Source organism: Vogesella sp., from assembly GCF_046297735.1.
GTDB lineage: Bacteria > Pseudomonadota > Gammaproteobacteria > Burkholderiales > Chromobacteriaceae > Vogesella > Vogesella urethralis.
In genome coordinates, this window is record NZ_JBKBHK010000001.1 from 132,631 (window position 1) to 156,614 (window position 23,984).

The window sequence follows — 23,984 nt, forward strand, 5'->3', positions numbered from 1 at the left end:
TAGGGGGTGGGTTTGTCAGGTGCCGTGTTGGTGGCGGGGTGGTGTGGCTTGGTCTTGGCTTGCGGCTGGTGCAGGCGGCTTAGATGCGCGTGGCCAGCACACCGTCTGCCACGCAAGCCTGGTCTCGGCCGTTGCGTTTGGCTTGGTATAGCGCTTGGTCAGCTTGCTCGAATATGCTGCGCACGGTGGCGTCTTGCCCCGGGGTATCGGCATAGATGCCGATGCTGCAGCTGACACGCCCCAGCGGGCTGCTGTGGTGGGGAATCTGGCGCGAGAGCAGGCGGTAGCGCAGCTCGTTGGCGATGGCTTCTGCTTGCTTTTGCGCGGTGTTGGGTAGCAGCAGGGCGAACTCTTCACCGCCAATGCGTGCCACGGTGTCCTGCGGGTTGCGCACCATGCTGGCGATAACCTGGGCAATCTGGCGCAGAATGTCGTCGCCGGCGGCGTGGCCGTAGTGGTCGTTGTAGCACTTGAAGTGGTCGACATCCAGAATCAGCAGCGTTAGTGGCTGTTGTTCCAGCTGGCTGTGCTGCAGCGCCAGTACGATGCGCTCGTCAAACTGGTGGCGATTGGCCAGGCCGGTCAGCTTGTCGGTAAACGCCAAGCGCTTGAAGTGGCTTTGCTGCAAGAAGAAGTTGGCCGCAGTCAGTGTTAGCAAGCCGGCGCCCAAGGTGGCCACGCCCAGCTGCCAGTGCAGCAGCTGGTATAGCAAGGTGTCCAGTAGCAGCAGGCCGCTCGCTGCCAGCACCGCCTGCCGTATCGGGTGTGTACTGCGGCGACGGCTGGCCAGCCATTGCCAGCTCACGGCCATGGCCAGCAGCAGGCCAACGCGCCAGGCGGTCGGCAGTGGCTGTACCAGCGTTTGTTGCTGCATGGCCTGGATCAGCGCAGCGTTAATCAGCACGCCGTTGGTTTTGGGCTGGTTGGCCAGGATGGGTGTGTAGTGTTCGTCGCTGCTACCGGCGGCGGTAACGCCCAAGAGCACGGTTTTGTCTTTTATTTGTGCGGCGGGTATGTCGCCGGCCAACAGGCTAGCGATGGGCAAGGTTGGGTACTGGCTGCCGCCGGCGAGATAAGGCAGCAGGCGCGGCTGGCTGCGTACCCAGTCCAAATGGTTGGCCGCGGTGGTTTCGATGGTGACGGGGGTGCCAGCAACCAGGCTGGCAAAGGCTGGCAGACTGGCGGCACCGTTACCGCTAGCCAGGTAAGTGCGGCGCAGCGAGCCATCGGCCTCAAGCGGGAAGTCGCTAATGCCCACGCCGCGCGCGGCAGCGGCAAAAGCGGGCAGGGGGCCGGTAATGTTGATGCTGGTGCCGCTTTGCTGCGGAAAGGCCGGTAAATACACTTTGCCATGGCGGGCGATGGCAGCTGCCAGCGCTTGGTCTGACTGCGGAAAGTCCGATTTGTCCGCCAGCAGCAGATTAATCCCCAGTGCGCGGGCGGGGGCGAGCTTGTCTATGGCCTCAGCCATCAGTTCCCGCGGCCAGGGCCAGCGGCCTAGTTGTGCCAGGCTGGCGTCGTCAATGGCGACGATGACGATATCGCTGCTTGCTGGCGGTGCCAGCAGCTGGCCGATACGATCTTGCACCCAGTGGTCCAGTGGTGAGGGGTTGAAACCCAGCCACAGGGCCAGCAAGGGGAGCAGGATGCCGGGCAGGCGGCGGGCAGCGGGGGTGTTCATGCTTAGTCTATCTGCAGCACGTCTTCCAGTTCGGTGGCCTGGTAGCCATCGGGCGTGCTGACCTTCACGCTGACCTTGTAGCGCCCGCTGTATAGGCGTGTGTCTTCTTGCCAGCGGGGGTGGGCGCTATCGTAGACCGCGGTCGGACTGTCACGGCCAAGCAATGTGAGTGTCAGCTGGTAATGCGCGCCCGGTAGCGGGTAGGGGCGGGCGCTGAACTGGGTGCCTTTATGGTGGCTGGCACGCCACAGTCCGGCGTCGCTCTGTACCGTGTACGGCTGGCTATAGGGGCCGGGCTGACCTTGTGGGTCTAGCCGTGCCACCCGCCATACCCAGTTGCCGCCTTCGGGCAGGGTGCGGGTGGCGTCGGCCAGGCTCAGGTCCCAACTCAGCGTGGGCTCTGTGCTGTTGGCGTCGCGGAACAGCTGTACCCGGTAGCGGCTGTTCTCGTCGCCGCTGAAATGGAAGTTGAGCTGGCGAGCGCGCAGGCGGGTGCCATCTCGCGGTGCAAGCACCAGCGGCGGGGCGGGGTGAGCGTGAACAATAAACCTGTGTCGTGCCGGGTAGCCCTGTAAGCCGCTGGGCAGCTGGCTGCGTACGGTTAGCTCATAATGGCCGTTTTCCAGGCTGGGGTACCAGCGGGCATTGTTTTGCAGCCTGTCGTCCACCATGCGGCGTTGGGGCTGGCTGCGCATCAGGTTGACCTGGTAGCCATTGACGCCGTCGGCAGCTGTCCATTGCAGGATAGCGGGCGAGAATGCTTGCAGCGCAGGCAGCGGGCTAAGGTCTGGCGCGGGGGGGAGCGGCACGCTGCCGCCCGGTGCCTGGCCGCGTTGCGTTACGCTGCCAAAGCCGGCCTTGATGGCTTGCTGGCCCTGTTCGGCGCTGACGGCCACTTCGCCTTCTACTACTTCGGTGGCAGAACGGTCTGCATCTGCCACATTGACGCGAAAGCCGGTACCGCGCACGGCGGTAATGGCGCTGGGGGTCTGGATGGTGTGCCGGTTGGGCATCAGCGGGTTCTTGATCACGCTGTTATCAATGCTGCCGCTTTCCACGCTCAGCCAGGTGGTGCTGGCGCCGGTGGTGGGGAAGTGGGTGGCCTCCTTGACCACAAAGCGGGCATTGGGGCCGATGCTGACCAGGCTGCCTTCTTCCAGTAGCAGCTTGACGCTGCTGTTGGCACCGGTGCGGATGGTCTGGCCGGCGCTCAGGCTCAGCTGCTGCCCTGGCTGGATGGGCAACCCATCCACCTTGGCTTCCCCGATCAGGTCGCTGACCGTCGCGCTGCTGCGGTGCTGGCGCATCAAGGGCAACGGAATACGCAGCGTGCTGGCCGGTTTCAGCGCGTAGGGGTTGCGGATGCCGTTAAGTCGCTGCACCAGTGGCGCATGCGCCAGCGAACTCAGATGGGTGCGGGCAATGCTCCACAGGGTGTCGCCGGGTTGGATGGTGTATTGCCATTCCGGCGTATTGGCATGGCCGAGGCTAATGCAGCAGGTACTGAGCAGGAAGAGACGTACGGCAGTCATGGTGCGGGGAGGCTGCTTGATGTGACAATTATAAAATCAAGATGATAGAGCTTTTGCAGGGCCTGGCCCAGCATTTAGCGCATGCCGGCCCCGCTTCATTATCGTGCTTATAAATATGCCAGCAATTCACTTGGTTCATTTATGGAAATATCCGCCTGCCAGCTAGCGGTGTCGTCGCTATCGGCGATGTAACCCCAGTTCACCAGCACGGTTTTCATGCCGACGGCACGGCCGGCCTGGATGTCGCGCTCGGCGTCGCCCACGTACAGGCAGTGGCGCGGGTCGGTGTCGATCAGGCGGCAGGCGTGCAGCATCGGCGCCGGGTCCGGCTTGGCCACGCCCACGGTGTCGCCGCTCACCACCACGGCGGGCGGCACGGCAAACGGTAGTGTCGGCACCAGCCGGTCGGTAAAGCGCATCGGCTTATTGGTGATGATGCCCCAGGTCAGTCCGCGCGCCTGCAGCGCCAGGATCAGTTCGTTGATGCCGTCAAACAGCGTGGTGTGGCTGGAAAAATCATGGTCGTACTGCTCCAGAAAGCGCAGCCGGTACTCCTCGAAGCGCGGGTGGCTCTTGTCGATGCCGAAGCCCAGGCTTACCAGGCCGCGGGCGCCGTGGCTGGCGATCGGGCGTACCGCTTCGTACGGCTGCGGCGGCAGGTTTTCTTCGGCCAGCAGGCGGTTGAGGGCGGCGCCCAGGTCGCGGGCGGTGTCGGCCAGGGTGCCGTCCAGGTCAAACAGGACTGCCTTGATCATTGCAAACGGTCTCCAAAAAGATGCGGCCAACCTTCAATAAAAGGTTGGCCGCAAGTGTACGTCAGGCTCAGCGCACTGTCTTGCCGAGGAACAGCTTGTACGCCGGGTTATCGGTTTCTTCCACCCACGGGTAGCCCAGCTGTGCCAGGAAGGTCTGGAACGCGGCGTCGTCCTCGCGCGGCACCTGGATGCCGATCAGCACGCGGCCGTAGTCGGCACCGTGGTTGCGGTAGTGGAACAGACTGATGTTCCAGCCGGTCTGCATGGCTTCCAGAAAGCGCATCAGCGCGCCCGGGCGCTCGGGGAATTCGAAGCGCAGCACGCGCTCGTCTTTCAGTTGCGGGGCGTGGCCGCCCACCAAGTGGCGGATGTGCAGCTTGGCCAGCTCGTTGTCGGTGAGGTCCAGGCCGTCCAGCTCGTTGGCCTGCAGGTCGGCCACAATGCGGCCAACGTCTTCGCGGCCGGTGATCTGCACGCCCACAAACACGTGCGCAATGCTGGGGTCGGCAAAGCGGTAGTTGAACTCGGTGATGTTGCGGTTGCCGATGACGCTGCAGAACTTCTTGAAGCTGCCCGGCTTTTCCGGAATGGTGACCGCAATCACCGCCTCGCGGCGCTCGCCCAGCTCGGAACGCTCCGATACATGGCGCAGGCGGTCGAAGTTCATGTTGGCGCCGCAGTTGATGGCCACCAGCGTTTTGCCGCTACAGCCTTCGCGCTCTACGTAGGCCTTGGCGGCGGCCACGGCCAGCGCGCCGGCCGGCTCGGTAATGGAGCGGGTATCTTCAAAGATGTCCTTGATGGCGGCGCAGATGGCGTCGGTATCCACCAGCATGATCTCGTCCAGCAGTTCGCGGCAGATGCGGAAGGTTTCCTCGCCCACCAGCTTTACTGCCACGCCATCGGCAAACAGGCCCACGTCTTTCAGCTCCACGCGGTGGCCGGCGTCGATCGACTGCTTCATGGCGCTGGAATCCACCGGCTGCACGCCGATGATCTTGATCTGCGGTTTCAGGCGCTTGATGTAGCTGGCCACGCCAGCCGCCAGGCCGCCGCCGCCGATGGCGACGAACACGGCTTCGATGTCGCCCGGGTGCTGGCGCAGGATTTCCATGCCGATGGTGCCCTGGCCGGCAATCACGTCCGGGTCGTCGAAAGGCGGAATGTAGGTCTTGCCGGTTTCCTGTACCAGCGTCATCGCGTGCTGGTAAGCGTCGCTGAACGATTCGCCGGCCAGTACCACCTTGCCGCCACGGCGGGTGACGCCGTCGATCTTGATGGCCGGGGTGGTGGCGGGCATCACGATGGTGGCTTCCAGCCCCAGCTTGCTGGCCGACAGCGCTACGCCTTGCGCGTGGTTGCCGGCACTGGCGGTAATCACGCCGCGGGCACGCTGCTCGGCGCTGAGCTTGGACATCTTGTTATATGCGCCGCGCAGTTTGAACGAGAACACCGGCTGCAAGTCTTCGCGCTTGAGCAAAATGGTGTTGCCGGTACGGCGGCTAAGATTAGTAGCAAGCTCCAGCGGGCTTTCGATGGCAACGTCGTAGACGTTGGACGTGAGGATGCGCTCCAGGTAGTCCTTGCGGTGTGGCATAACGATATATTCCGAGTAATTTTTTTGTCCCTGAAAAAGCAGAGTAACAGGAACTAAGCTGGCTGCGAAGGGTATAAAAGCCTGCGTTGCAGGCCCAGTGCGGGCAATATTTTGTATCCTGTGGCGCGTATCCCGGCGGCACGGCGTGTATAATGCCGGCCTGTTTTGCGACAAACCCACCGTCGATTGTTTCAATGAAAAAAACCACCACTCTCTTGCTGACGGCAGCCTTGTCGTTGTCTACCCTGGCGCAAGCCGCCGCACCGTTTGTGCCGCCGGTACCTGAAATTGCCGGCAAAGCCTATTTTGTTACCGATTTCTACAGCGGCCAGGTTGTGGCTGCCCGTGATCCGGATACCCGCATCGAGCCTGCGTCGCTGACCAAGCTGATGACGGCCTATCTCACCTTCAAGGCACTGAAGGAAAAACGCCTCACCCTGGACCAGATGCTGACCGTGTCGCAAGTGGGCTGGAAGCAGGAAGGCTCGCGCATGTTCCTCGACCCGAAAGTGCCGGTGTCGGTGGATAACCTGATCAAGGGCATGATCGTGCAGTCCGGCAACGACGCCTGCGTGACGCTGGCCGAAGCCATTGCCGGCAGCGAAGAAGTGTTCGCGCAGCTGATGACTACCGAGGCCAAGCGCCTGGGTATGAGCGCCAGCAACTTCAAGAATTCCACCGGCCTGCCGCACCCGGAGCACTACACCACCACGCGCGATTTGGCGACGCTGTCCACCGCCATCATTCACGACTTCCCCGAGTTCTACCCGATCTACTCGATGAAGTCGTTCAGCTACAACAACATCACGCAGCCCAACCGCAACCTGCTGCTGTACCGCGACCCGAACGTGGACGGCATGAAAACCGGCCACACCAATAGCGCCGGCTATAACCTGATTGCGTCCAGCAAACGCGATGGTCGTCGCGTTGTGTCGGTGGTGGTGGGTACCGCCAGCCCCGAAGCGCGCGCGGTAGAAAGCTCCAAGCTGCTGAACTACGCGCTGCAGTTCTTTGAAACGCCCAAGCTGTACGATGCCCGCAAGCCGGTATCGGAAGTGGCCGTCTACAAGGGTGCCAGCAATACCTTGCCAGTAGGCTTCAATAGCGACATCTACATTACCGTGCCCAAAGGCCAGAGCAGCCAGCTGAAGGCAGACCTCACTACCACCCAGCCGATGATTGCGCCGGTCGCCGCCGGCCAGACCGTGGGTAAACTCACGGTCAGCCTGGCAGGCAAGGTGGTGCTGGAGCGACCGGTGGTGGCGCTGCAAGCGGTAGAAGAGGGTGGCTTCTTCAGCCGCCTGTGGGACAGCATCAAGCTGTGGCTGGGCTGGTAATTTGAAAGGTTGGCCGCATCTGTGCGGCCAACCCTTTTGTTTTTCAGGATGGACAGATGAGCAACCCGACAACCGATACCAAGGACCTGCTGGAGTTTCCGGTACGCTTCCCCATCAAGGTGATGGGCGAGCGCAGCGACAGCTTCCAGGCCACCATCTTCGAGGTCGTGCGCCTGCACGCCCCTGACCTGGAGATGGCCCACATTACCGCGCGTGACAGCTCCAGCGGCAAGTACGTGTCGCTGACCGTGACCGTCACCGCCACCTCCAAGGAACAGCTGGACAACATTTACCGTGCGCTGTCCGGCCATCCGCTGGTGAAGTGGGCCCTGTAAAGCATGAGCCGCATCGTCAAGCACCTGGGGCAGGTTGACTACACGCCCACCTGGCAGGCCATGCAGGCCTTTACCGATACCCGCACCGAGCACACGCCGGACGAACTGTGGTGCCTGGAGCACCCGCCGGTGTACACGCTGGGCCTGGCCGGCAAGCCCGAGCACCTGATCATGCCCAGCAGCATCGAGGTAGTGAAGTGCGATCGCGGCGGCCAGGTCACCTACCACGGCCCCGGCCAGCTGGTGGTGTACTTGATGATCGACTTCAAGCGCATGGGCATTGGCGTGCGCGAGCTGGTGCGTCGCATCGAACAATCGGTGATCGACCTGCTGGCCGAACTGGGCATTACCGCCTACGGCGACGTCAACGCGCCGGGGGTGTATGTGGCGGGCGAAAAAATCGCCTCGCTGGGGCTAAGAATCAAAAACGGTGCGGTCTACCACGGCTTGAGCCTGAATGTGGACATGGACCTGACGCCGTTCAGCTGGATTAACCCTTGCGGCTATGCCGGCCTCAAGGTGACACAACTCAAAGATCACGGTGCCACCCTCACCGTGGCGGAAACCGCCGAGCGGCTGTTGCCCCATCTGGAGCGCAACCTGACGGTGATGAAGGAGACAGCATGAAACTGGACAACCAGGCAGGCGTAAAGCACAAAGGCGCCGACAAGACCGCACGCATTCCGATCAAGATCGTGCCGCTGGACGAAAAGCTGAAAAAGCCGGAATGGATTCGCGCCAAGCTGCCCAACGGCCAGCGCTTCCAGGAAATCAAGCAGATCCTGCGCGAGCAGAAGCTGCACACCGTCTGTGAAGAGGCCACCTGCCCGAACATCGGCGAATGCTTCAGCAAGGGCACGGCCACCTTCATGATCATGGGTGATATCTGCACCCGTCGCTGCCCGTTCTGCGACGTGGGCCATGGCCGCCCGAACCCGCTGGACGTCAACGAGCCCAAGCACCTGGCCGAAACCGTGGCCGCGCTGAAGCTGAAGTACGTGGTGATTACCTCGGTCGACCGCGACGACCTGCGCGACGGCGGTGCCCAGCACTTTGCCGACTGCATCAGCGAGATTCGCAAGCTGTCGCCGAACACCCAGATCGAAGTGCTGGTGCCGGACTTCCGTGGCCGCCTGGACGTGGCGCTGGACATCCTCAGCCAGACTCCACCGGACGTGATGAACCACAACCTGGAAACCGCGCCGCGCCTGTACAAGCAAGCGCGCCCGGGCGCCGACTACATCCACTCGCTGGAGCTGCTGAAGCAGTTCAAGGAGCGCTGCCCGGACGTACCGACCAAGTCCGGCATCATGGTGGGCCTGGGCGAAACCGATGAAGAAGTGTACGAAGTGATGGCCGACATGCGCCGTTACAATATCGACATGATCACCATCGGCCAGTACCTGCAGCCTACCGATGGCCATTTGCCGGTGCTGCGCTACGTGCACCCGGACCTGTTCAAGGCGTTCGAGAACAAGGCTTACGACATCGGCTTCAAGCACGCTGCAGTAGGCGCCATGGTACGTTCCAGCTACCACGCCGACGTTCAGGCACACGAAGCCGGCGTAGTAGATGCAGACGCGCTGGTAGGTTGACGCCAGCCAAGTCCTTGCTTTGCCGGGCAGTTTGGCGCCAGGCAGGACACCTTGTGTGGCAGCCTGTGCTTGGCTGATTCACTACTTCACTTCTTATCTGGCTCGCGTCGGTTTTCTCATGAACAGCGTTAGCCATATCACACCCCCCGCTGCTGATAGCAGCCGGGGGTGTTGTCATTTCAAAAGCCATATCCTGCTTGTTCGTAGCCATCGTGTCGGCAAGTGTCGTTGCACGTCACTTGATCTGATAGCAGTACCAATGCCTGCGTAATGTCGCTGTTGTCATGGCGTATTGCGTTCTGCTACGTTGTCATTTGATTTGAAAATCAATAACAGATTTATTTAATTCTATCAAATAGGCATTGATTTCGTTATTTGGTGACAAAAAACCGCCGCCTGTCGTCACGGAATGTGCGTCACAGCGGCCCGACATGCAGGAACGCTACCCATGAACCAGCACTGCTACCGCCTTGTTTTCAACGCCCACCGCCGCATGCTGATGGCAGTGGCCGAAATCACCCCGCAACAGGGTGCCGATGCGTCACCCACCCGTGCCCGGCCTGTAGTTGGTCGCCTGTCTGCGGCACTGCGGCCGCTGGTAGCCTGCCTGCTACTGGCCCACGGCGCGGTGTGGACGCTGCCGGCGGCGGCGCAGATCGTGGCCGACCCGGCGGCGCCGGGTAGTCAGCGCCCGACGGTGCTGACTACCAGCAGCGGCGCGGTGCAGGTCAACATCCAGACCCCGTCTGCCGCCGGCGTATCGCTGAACCAGTACCGCCAGTTCGATACCGGCGACGCCGGCACTATCCTCAACAACAGCCGCGTCAATGTGCAGACGCAAAGCGCCGGCTGGGTGGCGGCCAACCCGTGGCTGGCCACCGGCAGTGCCCGCGTCATCGTCAACCAGGTCAACAGCCAGCACCCGTCGCTGCTGCGCGGCACGCTGGAAGTGGCCGGCCAGCGCGCCGAGGTGATCATCGCCAATCCGGCGGGCCTGCAGGTGAGCGGCGCCACCTTTTTGAATGCCAGCCGGACGGTATTGACCAGCGGCACGCCCGTGATAAACGGCGGAAGTCTGGATGGCTACCGCGTCAGCGGCGGGCAGGTCAGCATCGGTGGCAATGGCCTGGATACCAGCGCCAGCGATTACACCACCATCCTGGCACGCAGCGTGGCGGCCAACGCTGGCATCTGGGCGCAACAGCTGCAGGTGGGCACCGGCAGTCAGGCATATGCGGCGGACGGCAGCGGGCAGGGCGCGCTCGCCGCCAGCGGGCCGGCGCCGGTATTTGCGCTGGACGTAGCCGCGCTGGGCGGCATGTACGCCGGCAAGATCGTGCTGGTCGGCACCGAACACGGGCTGGGGGTGCGCAACGCCGGTAAGCTGGTGGCCGGTGGCGGCGGTTTGCGGCTGCAGGCCGACGGGCAACTGCTGAACAGCGGCACGCTGGGCGCCACCGATGCCACCGCCGACGTGCAGCTGCAAACCAGCGCCGTGTCCAACGACGGCACGCTGTCGTCGGGGCGCAACCTGCAACTGGACAGCAGCGGGCAGCTCAGCAATCAGGGCACCCTCAGCGCGGCACGGCAGCTGACGCTGAACGCCTCGCAGATCGATAACGCCAGCAACGGCGCCATCGACGCGCAACGGCTGGCCATCACCACCGCCACCCTAAACAACAGCGGCCAACTACGGCAAAGCGGCAGCCAGGCGCTGGCCCTGCAAGCCGGCCAGCTGCAGAACAGCGGCAGCATTGGCGCCTTGCCGGCCGAGACGGCACCAGGCAGCGGCGCGTCTGCCGGCGCGGGGAGCAGCAACGGCGAAGCGACGGTGGTGCAGCCGTTGCCGTTACCCGAGGTCGCCCCCGCTGCGGGCAGCAGCGTGCAAGCCGCCGCGCCCGAGGTGCTGCCGGCAGGCAGCATTCAGGTCAGCGGGTTGCTGGATAACCGTGGCCGTATCTTGGCCAATGGCGGCATCGATCTGGCCAGTCAGGGTGGCTTGGTCAACCACGGTACGCTGGTGCTAGGGCAGCTGCAGGTGGGTGGCGAGCGCTTCGACAACAGTCAGGGCAGCCTCAGTGCGCAAACGGCCAGCATTGACACCCTCAGCATCGGTAACCAGCAGGGCAAGTTGCAAGTCCAGGGCGACGCCGTACTGCATAGCCAGGTCTTCGATAACCGTGACGGCCAGATCGGCGCCGGCGGCAGCCTGCAATTACGCAGCGGCCAGCTGGATAACCAGCGCGGCAGCGTGGTGGCCGGGCAAACGCTGACCGTGCAGGGCGAAGCGCTGGACAACCACGCCGGCACGCTGGCCAGCCGCCAGGCCGGCGCCAGCTTGCAGTTGGCCACCGTTGATAACCAGCGCGGCCAACTATTGGCGGCCACCTCGTTGCAGCTGACAGCGGCCGCTGCTCTGGACAACCGTCAGGGCAGCATCCAGGCCAGCGCGCTGCAGCTGCAGGCTGCCAGCGTAGACAACCGTGGCGGTACGTTGGCCGCCGACACCTTGTCCAGCCGCAGCGGTGCGCTGGATAACGGCGGTGGGCTGATCCAGGCCAGCCAGCAACTTGCCATCGATACCCAGGGCCAGACGCTAAGTAATGGTGACAGTGGCAGCCAGCGCGGCATCCTGTCTGGCGGCCAGCTACAGCTGCAAGTGGGCGAGCTGGCCAATCTGGCGGGCGGGCGCATCCAGGCGGCGGGCAAACTACAGCTGGAAAGTAGCGGCGTACGCAACCAGCGGGCAGTCATCAGCGGTGGCGACGTGGTGCTGCAAACCCACACCTTGCATAACCAGGGCGCGCAGATTCAGGCCAGCGGCGCCTTAAGCCTCGATACCCACGGCCAGGCGCTGACTAACGACAACGGCGCCAGCATTATCAGTACCGGCCCGCTCAGCCTGGATGCTGCCACGCTGGTGAATGGCACCGGCAGCACCATCGCCAGCCAGCAAAGCCTACAGCTACAGGCAGACAGCGTGCGCAATGCCGGCCTGCTGGCCAGTGGGCGTACATTGCAATTGCAGGCAGACGGGCTGGATAACCGTAGCGGCCAGCTGCAGGCCACCACACTGGACGTTCAGCTGGCACAGGGGGCCTTGGACAACCGCCAGGGCCTGTTGCTGGGCAGCCAGGCGCTGACGCTGCAGGCCGGCAGCCTCGACAACCGCCAGACCGGCAACGCAGACCAGGGTATACAGGGCGGCCAGCTAAGGTTGGCCGCAGCTGGTATCGATAATAGCCAAGGCCAGCTACGCAGCGCCGGTGATAGCGTTATCCAGCTTGCTGCACAGCTGGATAACCATGATGGCACGGTGGCCAGCGGCGGCAGCCTGCAGCTGGCCGCCGCGGGTGTAGACAATACCCGCGGCCAACTGCAAGCCGGGCAAGACCTGACGCTGGTGGCCGCTAGTCTGAGCGGCAGCGGCACGCTGGGCGCCGGGCGCGACCTGGCCCTGCAGCTGCAAAGCGACCTGGTGCTGGCCGGTACTACCCAGGCAGGGCGCGATCTGCAGCTCACCACTGCCGGTAGCCTTGACCATCGTGGCACCTTGCGGGCCGGTGGCCAGGCCAGCCTTCAGGCTGCCGCCTTGCAGAACCAGGCAGGGGCTGAAATCAGCGCCCAGGCCTTGGCTATCAGCGTGGCCAGCCGGGTGGACAACGCCGGCCTGATCGATGCCGGCCAGCTCACCGTCAGCGCGCCCGAAGCCATCGTCAACCAGCCAGGCGGCCGCCTGTATGGCGACCGCATTGCGCTGGCAACGGCCAGCCTGCATAACCAGTCCGACGCCAGCCGTGCCGCCACCATTGCGGCGCGGCAAGACCTGCAGCTGGGCGTGGGGCAACTGATTAACGCAGAAAACAGCCTGATCTACAGTGACGGCAATCTGGCCATTGGCGGCCAACTGGATAGCCAGCACCAGGCAGCCGGCAGCGCGCAACTGGTACACAACCAGTCGGCCACCATCGAGTCGCAGGGCGATGTGGCCATTAGCGCCGACACCCTGCGTAACGAGCGGCTACGCACCAGCATCACCCAGCAAAACAGCATCGACGAAACCGTCTACATGCAGGTGGCTAGCTGGCAGGGTAATGGTCCCAATCATGGTGACTTGAGGAATTCGGCTAACTATCGTGCTTTTGAGATCCTGTACCTGAACCCAGCCGATATCCTCAGCAACGACACCTTCATCACCCCGGATGGCAAGCAGCTGGGGCGTGCCGTGGTGAGGCTTACGCCGCAAACCAGCAGTTTTTTCTTTGCGCACGGTCGTTTATGGGGCGCAACAGGTGAGCGTCGGCGTACCAGTGTCCCCGCTGAAACCACCCGCACTATTTACTACCTGTGGCGGCAAGATGGCCAAGCTAGTCCGGATCAGCTCGCCGGGGGCGACGACCCCTTTGCCGAACTCACTCCCAGAGGTGGCGGTGGGGCACCGCCGTTTGCCTATCAGTACGATGGTGTGCAATACAGTAGCCAATACGGCACGTGTTCCAATAACTGCGTTCAGCTAGTTACGCCCTATCAACTGGATGATCCGCGCCATACCATCATTTGGCGCAAACAGGAGGGTGTGGGTGAAGGCGGCAACGAAGCCGCCCGTATCGCCCACCACACCGCCATCGACGACGTGCTGGCCGTCGATGCCGGCGCCGCCGCCGTTATCCGGTCCGGTGGCAATATGCAGCTTAACCCCGGGCAACTGCTGGACAACCGCTACAGCCAGATCGCTGCCGGTGGCAGCCTGCTGGTGGATGGCAGCAGCGAAGGGCAGGGTAGCAGCAAGGTCGTCAACACCGCCGCCACGCTGTACCGGCTGCATCAGTTCAACAATACTCACGTCATGTACAACGGTGGTCGGTACCAAACTGCTGAGCCCGACATCCGCGAAACCCTGGGCAGCGTGGCGGCCAGCATCACCGCCAACCAGTCTTTAGTCATTAACGGGGGCGAGGTCAGCAACCTGGACCAAGGCCGTAACGCCCCGCATGTACAAACCCCGGCCGCCCCCGGTGCCGAGGCGGCCAACGTGCGTGGCGGTAGCGACGGCATCATCCGCGTGACCCCGCCCGCCGGCGCCATGCCGGGGCAGGTGAGTACCAATAGTGTAAACGTCACGCTGCCGCGCAGCAGCCTGTACCACACTACCGCAGCCAGCAGCCCCTACCTTATCCAGACCGACCCGGCCTTTACCCAGTACCGGCAATGGCTGGGCAGCGACTACATGCTGCAGGCCATGGCCATCGACCCCGCTACCGCCCAGCAACGCCTGGGGGATGGCTACTACGAACAAAAGCTCATCCGCGACCAGGTGGCCCAGCTTACCGGCCGACGCTTCCTGCAAGGCTACAGCAGCGACGAAGCACAATACCGCGCGCTGATGGACAACGGCCTCACCTTTGCCCGCCAGTACGGCCTACGCCCTGGCGTGGCGCTCAGCCCCGAGCAAATGGCGCGCTTGAGCAGCGACATCGTGTGGCTGGTGGCGCAAACCGTCACCCTGCCAGACGGCAGCCAACGTACCGCGCTGGTACCGCAGGTGTACGTCAAACTCAAGCCGGGCGACATCAGCGCCGATGGCGCGCTGTTGGCCGCAGACCAACTGCAGCTGAAGCTGGCTGGCAACCTGACCAATCAGGGCCAGATTGCCGGTCGCCAATTACTCACTATCAGCGCCGACAACCTGCACAACCTGGGCGGCAAGCTGCAAGGGCAATACATAGCGCTACAAGCGCGCACCGACATCCACAACCTGGGCGGCGAGGTGCGTGCCGGCAGCAGCCTGCAGTTGGCCGCCGGGCGCGATATCACCGTCAGCAGTACCACCCATAGCCAGCAGTACGGCAGTGGCAGTAACCGCCTGCAGCAAACCAGCATCGAGCGCGTGGCGGGCCTGTACGTAGACGGCGGTGCTGGCGTATTACTGGCCAGCGCCGGGCGCGACCTTACCCTGGCCGGCGCCCAACTGGCCAACGCTGGCAACGGTGCTACCGTGTTGCAGGCCGGGCGCGATGTCAATCTGGCCACCGTCAGCAGTAGCGAAAGTCGTGATGTGCGCTGGAACGGTAGCGATTACCGACATCAGAGTCAGCAGCAGGAAACCGGCACCCGCATCCATACCGCTGGTGACCTTGCCATTGTGGCCGGGCAAGACCTGAGCGCCCGTGCGGCCAACCTGGCCAGCGACAACGGCGCTGTTGCACTGCAAGCCGGGCGCGACCTTAGCCTGGTGAATGGCGAAAACACCCGCAATGAAGACTGGCAAACGCAGAGCAGCAAAAAAGGCACTTTCAGCAGTAAAACCACCAACGAAAGCTACCAGCGTCAGCAAACCGACATCGTCAGCAGCAGCGTTTCCGGCAACCGCGTCAGCTTGCAGGCTGGCGGCAATATGGCCATCCAGGCCAGCCAGGTGGTGAGCGATCAGGCTACCCGCCTGCAAGCTGGCGGCAATATCGCCATCACCAGCGCCACCGCCAGCGATAGCTACAGCTACCAGCGCGACGAGAAAAAATCCGGCCTGATGAGCAGCGGCGGCTTGGGCTTTACCATCGGCAAAGCCGCGCAAGGCAACGCCAACACTGTCACCACCACCCAAGCAGTGGGCAGCACCCTCGGCAGCGTGCAGGGGGACGTGGTGATTCAAGCCGGTAAAGACTTGCAGCTCAAAGGCAGCGACGCCATTGCCGGGCAGGACATCACGCTGGCCGCACAAAACGTGCGTATCGAGCACGCCGAGCACACGCAAACCCAGCAGACATCCAGCTACAGCAAGCAAAGCGGCGTCACCTTGGCGCTCAGCGGTGGCGTGGTAGACGCCGCACAAACCGCCGTCAGCGCCGCCCAGGCCGCAGGTAACAGCAACAACAGCAGGTTGGCCGCACTGCAAAGCGTCAAGGCCGGGCTGGCGGGCTACCAGGCGCTGCAAACCGCGCAGCAGGGCGGCGGTAGCGGCGAGGTGGCCGACCCGTCGTTTGCGGGTGTGTCGGTATCGCTGGGCAGCCAGCGCAGCCAGAGCCAAAGCCAGACCAGTAGCAGCAACGCCAGCAGCAGCGAGCTTAACGCTGGCCGCAACGTGCACATCATCGCCACCGGTGACGGTAGCGAAGGCGCCGACGGCGTCGCCCAGAATGGCGACATATCAGTGACCGGCAGCAGCATCAAGGCGCAGAATGTCACCCTGGACGCCGCCCGCGACATCACCCTGCAGTCCGCGCACAACCGCAGCGACACCACCGGCAGCAATAGCAGCAGCGGCGGCGCCATCGGCGTTAGCGTCGGCGTGGGCAGCGGCAAAGCCGGTATCAGCGTGTTTGCCAACGCCAACCGCGCCAGCGGCAAAGAAAACGGTGACACCGACAGCTACACCGAAACCAACATCGCCGCCGGGCAAACCCTCACCCTGAACAGCGGGCGCGACACCACCCTCACCGGCGCGCTGGCCAGCGGCGACACCATTGCGGCCCACGTTGGCCGCAACCTCACCCTTAGCAGCCAGCAAGACCAGGACCACTACGCCAGCCAGCAGCGCAGCGCCAGCGTGGGCGGTAGTGTGGCCGTAGTGGGCAGCGGCGGCGGCGTCAACGCCAGCCTCAGCCGCCAGCGCATCGACAGCCAGTACCAGAGCGTGGCCGAGCAAAGCGGGCTGTACGCCGGGCAGGGCGGCTTCAACGTGCAAGTGGGCGGCCACACCCAGCTGAACGGCGCCGTCATCGCCAGCACCGCTAATCCCGATAACAACCAGCTCAGCACCGCCACCCTCGGCTGGCAAGACCTGCAAAACCGCGCCGCATACCGCGTAGAAAGCCAGAGCATCGGCGCCAGCAGCAGCGCCAGTGCCAGCGGCAACCTCGCCGCCAACGCGCTGGGTAACGCCGGCACCATCCTCAACGGCGGCCACACCCAGGGCAGCGCCAGCAGCACCACGCTGGCCGCCATCAGTGCCGGCAGCCTCACGGTGCGCGACAGCGCCGCGCAGCAGCAAGACACCGCTACCCTGCGCCGCGACGCCAGCGGCACCGCCAACGGCCTCAGCCCCATCTTTAACAAACAAGCCGAGCTCGACCGCCTGCAAGCCATCCAGCTCATCGGCGACATCGGCCAGCAAACCCTGCAGATCGCCAACACCCACAAACGCGCCGAGCTGAACGCCGCCACCGAGCGCGCCAAAGCCGACCCGCTCTACGCCAACAGCGCCGACTACCAGCAGCTGCAAGCCACCTGGGGCAAAGGAGGCAGCGTGCAGCAAGCCGTCACCGCCGTCACCGCCGCGCTGCAAGGCCTGGCCGGGGGCGATGCCAGCGCTGCCATTGCCGGCGCCGCCGCACCCTACCTGGCCACCCAGATCAAGCAGCTCACCACCGACCCCGCCACCGGCCAGGTCAACACCGCCGCCAACGCCATGGCCCACGCGCTGCTGGGTGCTACCCTGGCCGCCGCCAAGGGCGACAACGCCGTCGCCGGTGCCGCCGGCGCCGGCAGCGCCCCGCTGATCGCCGCCACGCTGGCGCAAAACCTGTACGGCAGCGATGCGGCCAACCTTACCGAAAGCCAGAAAGACACCGTCGCCGCCCTCACCACACTCGCCGGCAGCCTGGCGGGTGGCATCGCCGGCGGCAACGCCGCCTCGGCACTGGCCGGCGGGCAGGGGGCGAAGAATGAGGTGGAGAACAACTCGCTGAGCAAGGAACAGGCGGCCAACTGGGTAGAGCAGTTCCGTCGCCAGGCGGCCAACTGGACACCGGCACAGCTGGAGCAATCATTGGCAAAATACCGGGCCGAGTCGGATGTGCTGAAGCAGGCCGCCGCCCATTGCCAGAGTGCGGCCAGTTGCAGCCAGCTCGCTGCACAACTGAAAAACAACCAGCAATGGCTGGCGAACATGGCCGACGCTTTTGCCGGCAGCGATCCGCAACGGGCCACGCTGTACCGTCATGAGGCGACGATGGCGCAGCAAGACTACTTGGTCTCGGTCAACCGTCTGGCCGAACTGGCCACGGGCAGGCAGCCGGGCTGGAATACCGGGCTGGGCAGCGCCTTGACGGTGCAGGGTGTTGCGCCGGGCAAGCCGTACGCCGACTACGAGCGGCAAAACGAAGCCAACTACCTCAACGCAGTGGGCTTGGCGACCGCGCCCTTGGGGGGGGTGTACTTCGGGGGCGCCAAACTGGTTACTACCATGGTGGCGGGTGGGGCTGTCGCTGGCGGCTTTGATGCCGCCGGCCAGTACACCCTTAATTGTGCGGCACAAGGCAATTGCGACCCGGCAGGCATCAAATGGTCGCAATCGCTGTTTGCGGCCAATACGGGGATGGTAGCCACGCCACTGGTAGGGCCGTTGGGTATGCAACTTCAAAAGATCGGTGTGCCAGCAAGCCCTTATTTTTCTGCAGCCGCTTTAGGAGCAGGTACTGCCTACATCAATACCAGTTTCAACAATGTATTCTTGGGAGATAACAAGAATGCTGGGGTTGCGGCTGTCTTGGGGGCTGGATTTAGTGCTGGTGGTCTTGCGGGTGGCAAGCTGGTTCAATCGATGTTGCCGCAAGCCCCGGCCTGGTTGCCACCAACCACAGAGTCTGTTATTTCGAACATGCCGTCGTTTATTGACATTCCGGAAAATGCGAAAGTGCAGAAATGAAAGCATTTGAGGTTATTAGAAATGAAAAAACAGTACTTGGTAAAGTATGGTTTTTTTCTCTGTGGCTAGTGTTTGGTGTGATTTTATACCCCCTTGGATTAATATTTTCACATTGCACCCAGCCAACCCGCCTGCATCGCATGTTGATCTGGTGGGCGTTCATGTGGTTCTTTTATCTGTTCATTGATTACGGAGATGGCTGGATGGATTCTATTTACTGTTACTGGGGCTGGGATAGCTGCGGTCGTTATCGTGACTCGACGCCAGCAGAGATTATGTGGCGTAAAACCTATGGCACGCCGATTCTGGTGTTGGGTGCACTTTCTTCCACATACTCTTATTGGCTAAATGTTCGCAAAGAATGGCAGCGCCGCCGGGAGTTGGCTGCGGCTGGTGAAAGCTCCGCCTTGTCAAGCTGGATGCCGGCGTGGCTGGATAAATACTTTTGGTGGTTGTGAGAGGCGGCATTGCCAGTGCTGCTGTTGCCGGGTACCAGTATCAGCATTGCCGGCTGGCAGCCTTGGTCGCCAAATGATCAAAAAGGCAAGGCTTGCCAGCCTCATCCTTGCCACCCTACAAGATTTCAGTTTCCGGATGCCGCGATTGTTCGCTGGCCGGCAAGCTCAACGCAGCTTTTCCAGCAACTGGTAGTACCACATGCCGGCAGCCAGCAGCGGGTTGCCCAGCTTGCTGCCCAGCGGTACGCGGATGTGTTTGCAGGCGGCAAAGGTATCGAACTGGGCCAGGGTGCCGGTAATGGCTTCGGCCATGATCTCGCCCATGATGTGGCTGCTGGCCACGCCATGGCCGGAGTAGCCCTGGCAGTACCACACATTGTCCGACAGCTTGCCCAGCTGCGGGATGCGGTTCACCACAATGCCCATGGCGCAGCTCCACTGGTAGTCGATTTGCACGCCCTTCAGTTGCGGGAACGTGCGCTCGATGCACGGCAGCAGTTCGGCGGCAATGTCGCGCGAGTCGCGGCCACTGTAGTTGGCGCCGCCACCGAACAGCAGACGGCCGTCGGCGGTCATGCGGTAGTAATCCAGCACGAAGCGACAGTCATAGACTGCCAGGTCGTGCGGGTTCAGCGTTTGGGCCAACTCGCCCAGCGGGCGGGTGGTGACGATGCCGCCCATGGCCGGGAAGATCTTGCCGCCCAGTTGGTCTTGCGCCAGCTTGTGGTACACGTCGCCGGCCAGCAGGATGTGGCGGGCGTTAACGCGGCCGTGGGCGGTGACGATGGCCGGGCGCGGGCCGTGCACGATGTCCAGCACCTCGGTGTGTTCGTATAGCCGGGCACCCAGGCTGGCGGCGGCGCGGGCTTCGCCCAGGCACAGGTTGAGCGGGTGCAGGTGCAGGTTGCGGCGGTTTTTCAGGGCGCCGCAGTAGATATCGGTAGCCAGGTGCTCGCGCACGCCGGTGGCGTCCAGCAGGGTGACGTCGTCGCCCATGCCGCGGCGCTGCGCCTCGTCGTAGCTGGCTTGCAGCTCGGCCATGTGCGACGGTTTCATCGCCGCGTGCAGGTGGCCGTGCTTGAGGTCGCAGGCAATGCCGTAGCGCGCCACGCGCTGCTGGATGATGTCGTGGCCGCGCCAGCGCAGTTGCCAGATGAAGTCGTCTACATCGTCGCCCAGCGTTTGCCGCATCTGCTTGCGCATCGCTTCGTCGCCGGACAGGCTGCCGGTGACCTGGCCACCGTTGCGGCCGCTGGCACCCCAGCCGATCTTGTTCTGCTCCAGCAGCACCACGCTCAGGCCGCGTTCGGCCAACTCCACGGCGCTGGCAACGCCGGTGAAACCGCCGCCGATGATGGCGACGTCGGCGTCCACGCTGCCTTGCAGCATCGGGTAATCGCTTTCCTGCACGATGGTGGCGCTGTAGTACGAAGGGCTGCGCGGCTGGCTGCCGTGGTGGGTGCGTGCGTTCATGGGTTCTCCTTGTTGCGGGCGTAGTGGCGGGGTGAATACCGGCCAGCTGCTAGCTTGCGTCAGGAGTATGCGTGAGTTAAATCATCACTTTCTTATGTAAACATCCGGATTTTCTCAACCGGAAGCCGTGCTAGCGAACGCAGGGCAGCTCGTCCCATTGCGTGGTCCAGCGTGGCGAGCGCAGCTCCTGGCGCATGGCCCAGCCGTCGTGCAGGCTTTCTGCGGCCAACCTCAGCGTGCCGCGGCCAAACTGGCGGTTGATGCGGTCCAGCGTTTGCATCAGCTGTTGCCGGCGCGGGTTGGCCGCACTGCCGAACAAGCTTTGCTGGCTGTGGTGGTGGCTTTCCAGCGCCATCAGCACCACGCCGGCTTTTTTGTAGCTGCAGTCGTCGCGATAAATCTGGCGCAGGCCGGCCAGCGCGGCGCGGGTGAGGTCGGCGCTGTCGCTGCTGGCGCCGGGCAGTGCCACGGCGATCCAGCCGCGGTATTGGCGGTCTTGTTCGCGAAAGCGGTTGGTGCGGATGCTGACGCCCACCAGGTTGGCCAGCCCGTGCTGGCGGCGCAGTTTTTCGGCGCAGCGGGCGGCGTGGTGGCTGATGGCGCTGGCCAGGGTATCGAAATCGGTGACTTGCCGGGCAAAGCTGCGGCTGGAGATCAATTGTTGTTTGTCGGCGTGGATGTCGTCGGCGCCGACGCAGGCTTCGCCGTTGAGCTCGGCCACAGTGCGCGCCACCACAATGTTGAAACGGCGCTGGATGTCGGCCACGTTGGCTTGCTGCAGGTCCAGCGCGCTGCGGATGCCGCACGCCGCCAGCCGTGCGGCCAACTGCCGGCCAATGCCCCACACTTCGCCCACGGCCAACCGGCTCATCAGCAGCTGCTGATAGTGCGGTGCCAGCCAGTCCCAGCCGAAGACGCCTTGGCATTGCGGCCGCGTCTTGGCCACGTGGTTGGCCAGCTTGGCCAGCGTCTTGCTGCGGCCAATGCCGACACAGCAGGGGATGCCGACGCTTTGCAGCACGTCGGCGCGCAGCCTGGCGGCGTGCTGGCGCTGTTCGGGAATGCCGTCCAGGTACAGAAAGCATTCGTCGATGCTGTACACCTCTTGCTGCACGCCCCAGCGCGCGATTACCTGCATCATGCGTCGGCTCATGTCACCGTATAGCGCGTAGTTGGAGCTGAACACCGCCACGTCGTGGCGGCGGCACTGCTCGGCCACCTGGTGATAAGGCGCAAAGCCGGGGATGCCCAAGGCCTTGGCTTCGGCGCTGCGTGCCACCACGCAGCCATCGTTATTGCTGAGCACGACGATGGGTTTGCCAGCTAGGTCGGGGCGGAATACGCGCTCGCAGCTGGTATAGAAGCTGTTGCCGTCCACCAGCGCAAACTGGCTCATGGCAGCAGCCGCCGCACGCAAGCGCTGACCACGCCCCAGATATGCAGCTCCTGGCCGGGGCCGATGTCGATGGGCGGGTAGGCCGGGTTTTCCGGCAGCAGGGCGGTGCGGCCGTCGCGCTGGTGCAGGCGCTTGACGGTGAACTCGCCGCTGAGCACCGCCAGCACGATGTGGCCGTGGCGCGCCGGCAGGCTGCGGTTTACTACCAGCAGGTCGCCGTCGTGAATGCCGGCATCCTGCATGCTGTCGCCGCTGACGCGCACCATGAAGCAGGCGGCGGTGTCGTCGATCAGGTAGCGGTTCAGGTCGAGGTGGCCTTCCAGATAGTCGTCTGCCGGCGAGGGGAAACCGGCGGCGACGCGGCTGCCGTACAGCGGTAGCCGGCAGGCGGATGGCGCAGGGTGGGGCAGGATGGTGGCAGGCATGGCAATCTCCTTTTTTTGATTATGTACAAATTCAAATGCCTTGCCAAGCTGCCGCGATCAGACCGGCACTACGCTGCGTGATCGATAGACGAAACTGCGGCTTTGTTGCGGTTTGCTGCTGAAAACTGGCCGATTAGTGCAAATGACGCTCTGCGGCCAGCGTGTTACATTACGATCAACCTGTTGACGGGGCGGCACAGCGGCCGCCCCTTGTTCATGGCGCACAAGGCCGTGAGCTGCCCCCTGAATACCGCAAAGGAGCTTGTTGTCGTGGTAAACATTGCCGAACTCGAACCCCGTGCCGTCTGGGAACACTTCCAGACCCTGTGTGACATCCCGCGCCCGTCCAAGCACGAGCAGGCGCTGTGCGATTACCTGAAGGGCTGGGCCGAGCTGCGCGGGCTGGAAACCGCCGTGGACGAGGTGGGCAACCTGGTCGTACGCAAGCCGGCCACGCCGGGCATGGAAGACCGCGTTGGCGTAGTGCTGCAAGGCCATCTGGACATGGTGTGCCAGGCCAATACCGGCACCGAGCACGACTTCTTCAACGACCCGATCCGCCCGGTGCTGAAAGACGGCTGGCTGATCGCGGAAAACACCACGCTGGGCGCCGATAACGGCATCGGCGTGGCGCTGGGCCTGGCCGTGCTGTCGACCGACGACATCGCCCACGGACCGGTGGAAGTGCTGATGACGCTGGATGAAGAAGCCGGCATGGGCGGCGCGCTGGGCTTGTCGCCGTCGCTGCTGCAAGGCCAGATGATGATCAACATCGATACCGAAGAGTGGGGCGAGTTCTACATGGGCTGCGCCGGCGGTATAGACGTCAACGTACGCCGCAGTTACGCCCAGGAAGCGCTGCCGTCCGGTTACGCCGTGCAGCAGTTGGTGGTGTCCGGCCTGGTGGGCGGCCACTCCGGCGCCGACATCCATCTGGGTCGCGGTAACGCCAACAAGGTGCTGATCCGCCTGCTGAACGAGCTGGCCGCGACGCTGCCGCTGCGTCTGGTGTCGTTCAACGGCGGTACCGCCCGCAACGCGCTGGCGCGTGAAGCCTTTGCCGTGGTGGCCTACCCGGCCGCGCAGGCCGAGCAAGTGGCGGCCGCTATCGATGCCTACCAGGCGCTGATGCGCTTCGAGCTGGCCGGCGTGGACGAAGGCGTCACCATTACGGCCAACCCTGCCGCTGCCGCCAGCGTGATGGCGCCGGCCGATCAGGCGGCCATCCTCGCCGCGCTGCACGCCGCCCCGCACGGTGTGAAACGCATGAGCCAGCGCGTGGCCGGCGTGGTGGAAACCTCCAACAACCTGGGCGTGATTGCGATTGGCGACGGCAAGGTGTTTGCCAACCTGATGGTGCGCTCGCTGCTGGATAGCGGCTTCCGTAACCTGGCCGCCGAAATCGTGGCGCTGTTCCAGCTGGCCGGCTTCAACACCGAAACCGAAGGCGGCTACCCGGGCTGGGCGCCGAACCCGGCGTCGCCGCTGCTGGCGCTGTTCCAGCGCGTGTACCGCGAGCAGTTCGACGCCGAGTCGGGCGTACAGGTCATCCACGCCGGCCTGGAGTGCGGCATCATCGGCGCCAAGTACCCGCAGATGGACATGGTGTCGTTCGGCCCCAATATCCGTGGTGCACACGCTCCGGGCGAGCGCGTGGAAGTGGCCTCGGTCGGCCACGCCTGGCAGCTGCTGAAAGCAGTGCTGGCGGCGGTACCGGCCAAAGCCTGAGTCGCCAGACTTTTCCCCTGACACGGGCA

14 protein-coding genes are annotated in these 23,984 nt (G+C 63.7%); 7 read left to right on the plus strand and 7 right to left on the minus strand.

What is annotated here, in order from left to right; genetic code table 11:
- Window positions 1-79: 79 nt before the first annotated feature.
- The 4 genes from ACK4FZ_RS00680 to ilvA all read right to left on the minus strand — a co-directional run bounded on the left by ACK4FZ_RS00680 (window position 80) and on the right by ilvA (window position 5,565).
- Window positions 80-1,681 (minus strand): diguanylate cyclase domain-containing protein, encoded by a 1,602-nt coding sequence (locus ACK4FZ_RS00680; RefSeq protein WP_409817841.1) that lies wholly within the window; start codon window positions 1,679-1,681, stop codon window positions 80-82.
- 2 nt (window positions 1,682-1,683) lie between these two features.
- Complete coding sequence (locus ACK4FZ_RS00685) at window positions 1,684-3,213, minus strand: FecR domain-containing protein (protein ID WP_409817842.1); 1,530 nt, start codon at window positions 3,211-3,213, stop codon at window positions 1,684-1,686.
- Between the two features lie 107 nt (window positions 3,214-3,320).
- Window positions 3,321-3,968: an HAD family hydrolase gene (locus tag ACK4FZ_RS00690; protein WP_409817843.1), complete on the minus strand. Its 648-nt coding sequence runs from the start codon at window positions 3,966-3,968 to the stop codon at window positions 3,321-3,323.
- 67 nt (window positions 3,969-4,035) lie between these two features.
- Entirely contained in the window at window positions 4,036-5,565 is a 1,530-nt protein-coding gene (gene ilvA / locus ACK4FZ_RS00695; RefSeq protein ID WP_409817844.1) for a threonine ammonia-lyase, biosynthetic, read from the minus strand.
- Between the two features lie 194 nt (window positions 5,566-5,759).
- Here ilvA and ACK4FZ_RS00700 point away from each other — a divergent pair, with 194 nt between their 5' ends.
- The 6 genes from ACK4FZ_RS00700 to ACK4FZ_RS00725 all read left to right on the plus strand — a co-directional run bounded on the left by ACK4FZ_RS00700 (window position 5,760) and on the right by ACK4FZ_RS00725 (window position 18,933).
- Window positions 5,760-6,902, plus strand: coding sequence for a D-alanyl-D-alanine carboxypeptidase family protein (locus ACK4FZ_RS00700; RefSeq protein ID WP_409817845.1), 1,143 nt, complete (start codon window positions 5,760-5,762; stop codon window positions 6,900-6,902).
- Between the two features lie 56 nt (window positions 6,903-6,958).
- Window positions 6,959-7,237 (plus strand): YbeD family protein, encoded by a 279-nt coding sequence (locus ACK4FZ_RS00705; RefSeq protein ID WP_144374015.1) that lies wholly within the window; start codon window positions 6,959-6,961, stop codon window positions 7,235-7,237.
- Between the two features lie 3 nt (window positions 7,238-7,240).
- Complete coding sequence (gene lipB, locus ACK4FZ_RS00710; protein ID WP_144374016.1) at window positions 7,241-7,864, plus strand: lipoyl(octanoyl) transferase LipB; 624 nt, start codon at window positions 7,241-7,243, stop codon at window positions 7,862-7,864.
- Window positions 7,861-8,832, plus strand: coding sequence for a lipoyl synthase (gene lipA / locus ACK4FZ_RS00715; RefSeq protein WP_409817846.1), 972 nt, complete (start codon window positions 7,861-7,863; stop codon window positions 8,830-8,832). The genes lipB and lipA overlap by 4 nt, the downstream gene beginning before the upstream one ends.
- Window positions 8,833-9,280: 448 nt before the next feature.
- On the plus strand, window positions 9,281-18,475 hold the full coding sequence (locus tag ACK4FZ_RS00720; RefSeq protein ID WP_409817847.1) for a hemagglutinin repeat-containing protein: 9,195 nt from the start codon (window positions 9,281-9,283) through the stop codon (window positions 18,473-18,475).
- Complete coding sequence (locus ACK4FZ_RS00725) at window positions 18,472-18,933, plus strand: hypothetical protein (RefSeq protein ID WP_409817848.1); 462 nt, start codon at window positions 18,472-18,474, stop codon at window positions 18,931-18,933. Before ACK4FZ_RS00720 ends, ACK4FZ_RS00725 begins: the two co-directional genes overlap by 4 nt.
- A 165-nt stretch (window positions 18,934-19,098) precedes the next feature.
- On the opposite strand, the gene ACK4FZ_RS00730 is transcribed toward ACK4FZ_RS00725, so the two are convergent.
- From ACK4FZ_RS00730 to ACK4FZ_RS00740, 3 genes are all read right to left on the minus strand, one after another.
- Window positions 19,099-20,406: an NAD(P)/FAD-dependent oxidoreductase gene (locus ACK4FZ_RS00730; protein WP_409817849.1), complete on the minus strand. Its 1,308-nt coding sequence runs from the start codon at window positions 20,404-20,406 to the stop codon at window positions 19,099-19,101.
- A gap of 130 nt (window positions 20,407-20,536) precedes the next feature.
- Window positions 20,537-21,802: a Y-family DNA polymerase gene (locus ACK4FZ_RS00735; protein WP_409817850.1), complete on the minus strand. Its 1,266-nt coding sequence runs from the start codon at window positions 21,800-21,802 to the stop codon at window positions 20,537-20,539.
- Window positions 21,799-22,227 carry a LexA family protein gene (locus tag ACK4FZ_RS00740; RefSeq protein WP_144372131.1) on the minus strand — a complete coding sequence of 143 codons (429 nt, stop codon included), beginning with the start codon at window positions 22,225-22,227 and terminating at the stop codon, window positions 21,799-21,801. The genes ACK4FZ_RS00735 and ACK4FZ_RS00740 overlap by 4 nt, the downstream gene beginning before the upstream one ends.
- 270 nt (window positions 22,228-22,497) lie before the next feature.
- Between ACK4FZ_RS00740 and ACK4FZ_RS00745 the strand changes: the two genes are divergently transcribed.
- Window positions 22,498-23,955, plus strand: coding sequence for an aminoacyl-histidine dipeptidase (locus tag ACK4FZ_RS00745; protein WP_409817851.1), 1,458 nt, complete (start codon window positions 22,498-22,500; stop codon window positions 23,953-23,955).
- Window positions 23,956-23,984: the final 29 nt, after the last annotated feature.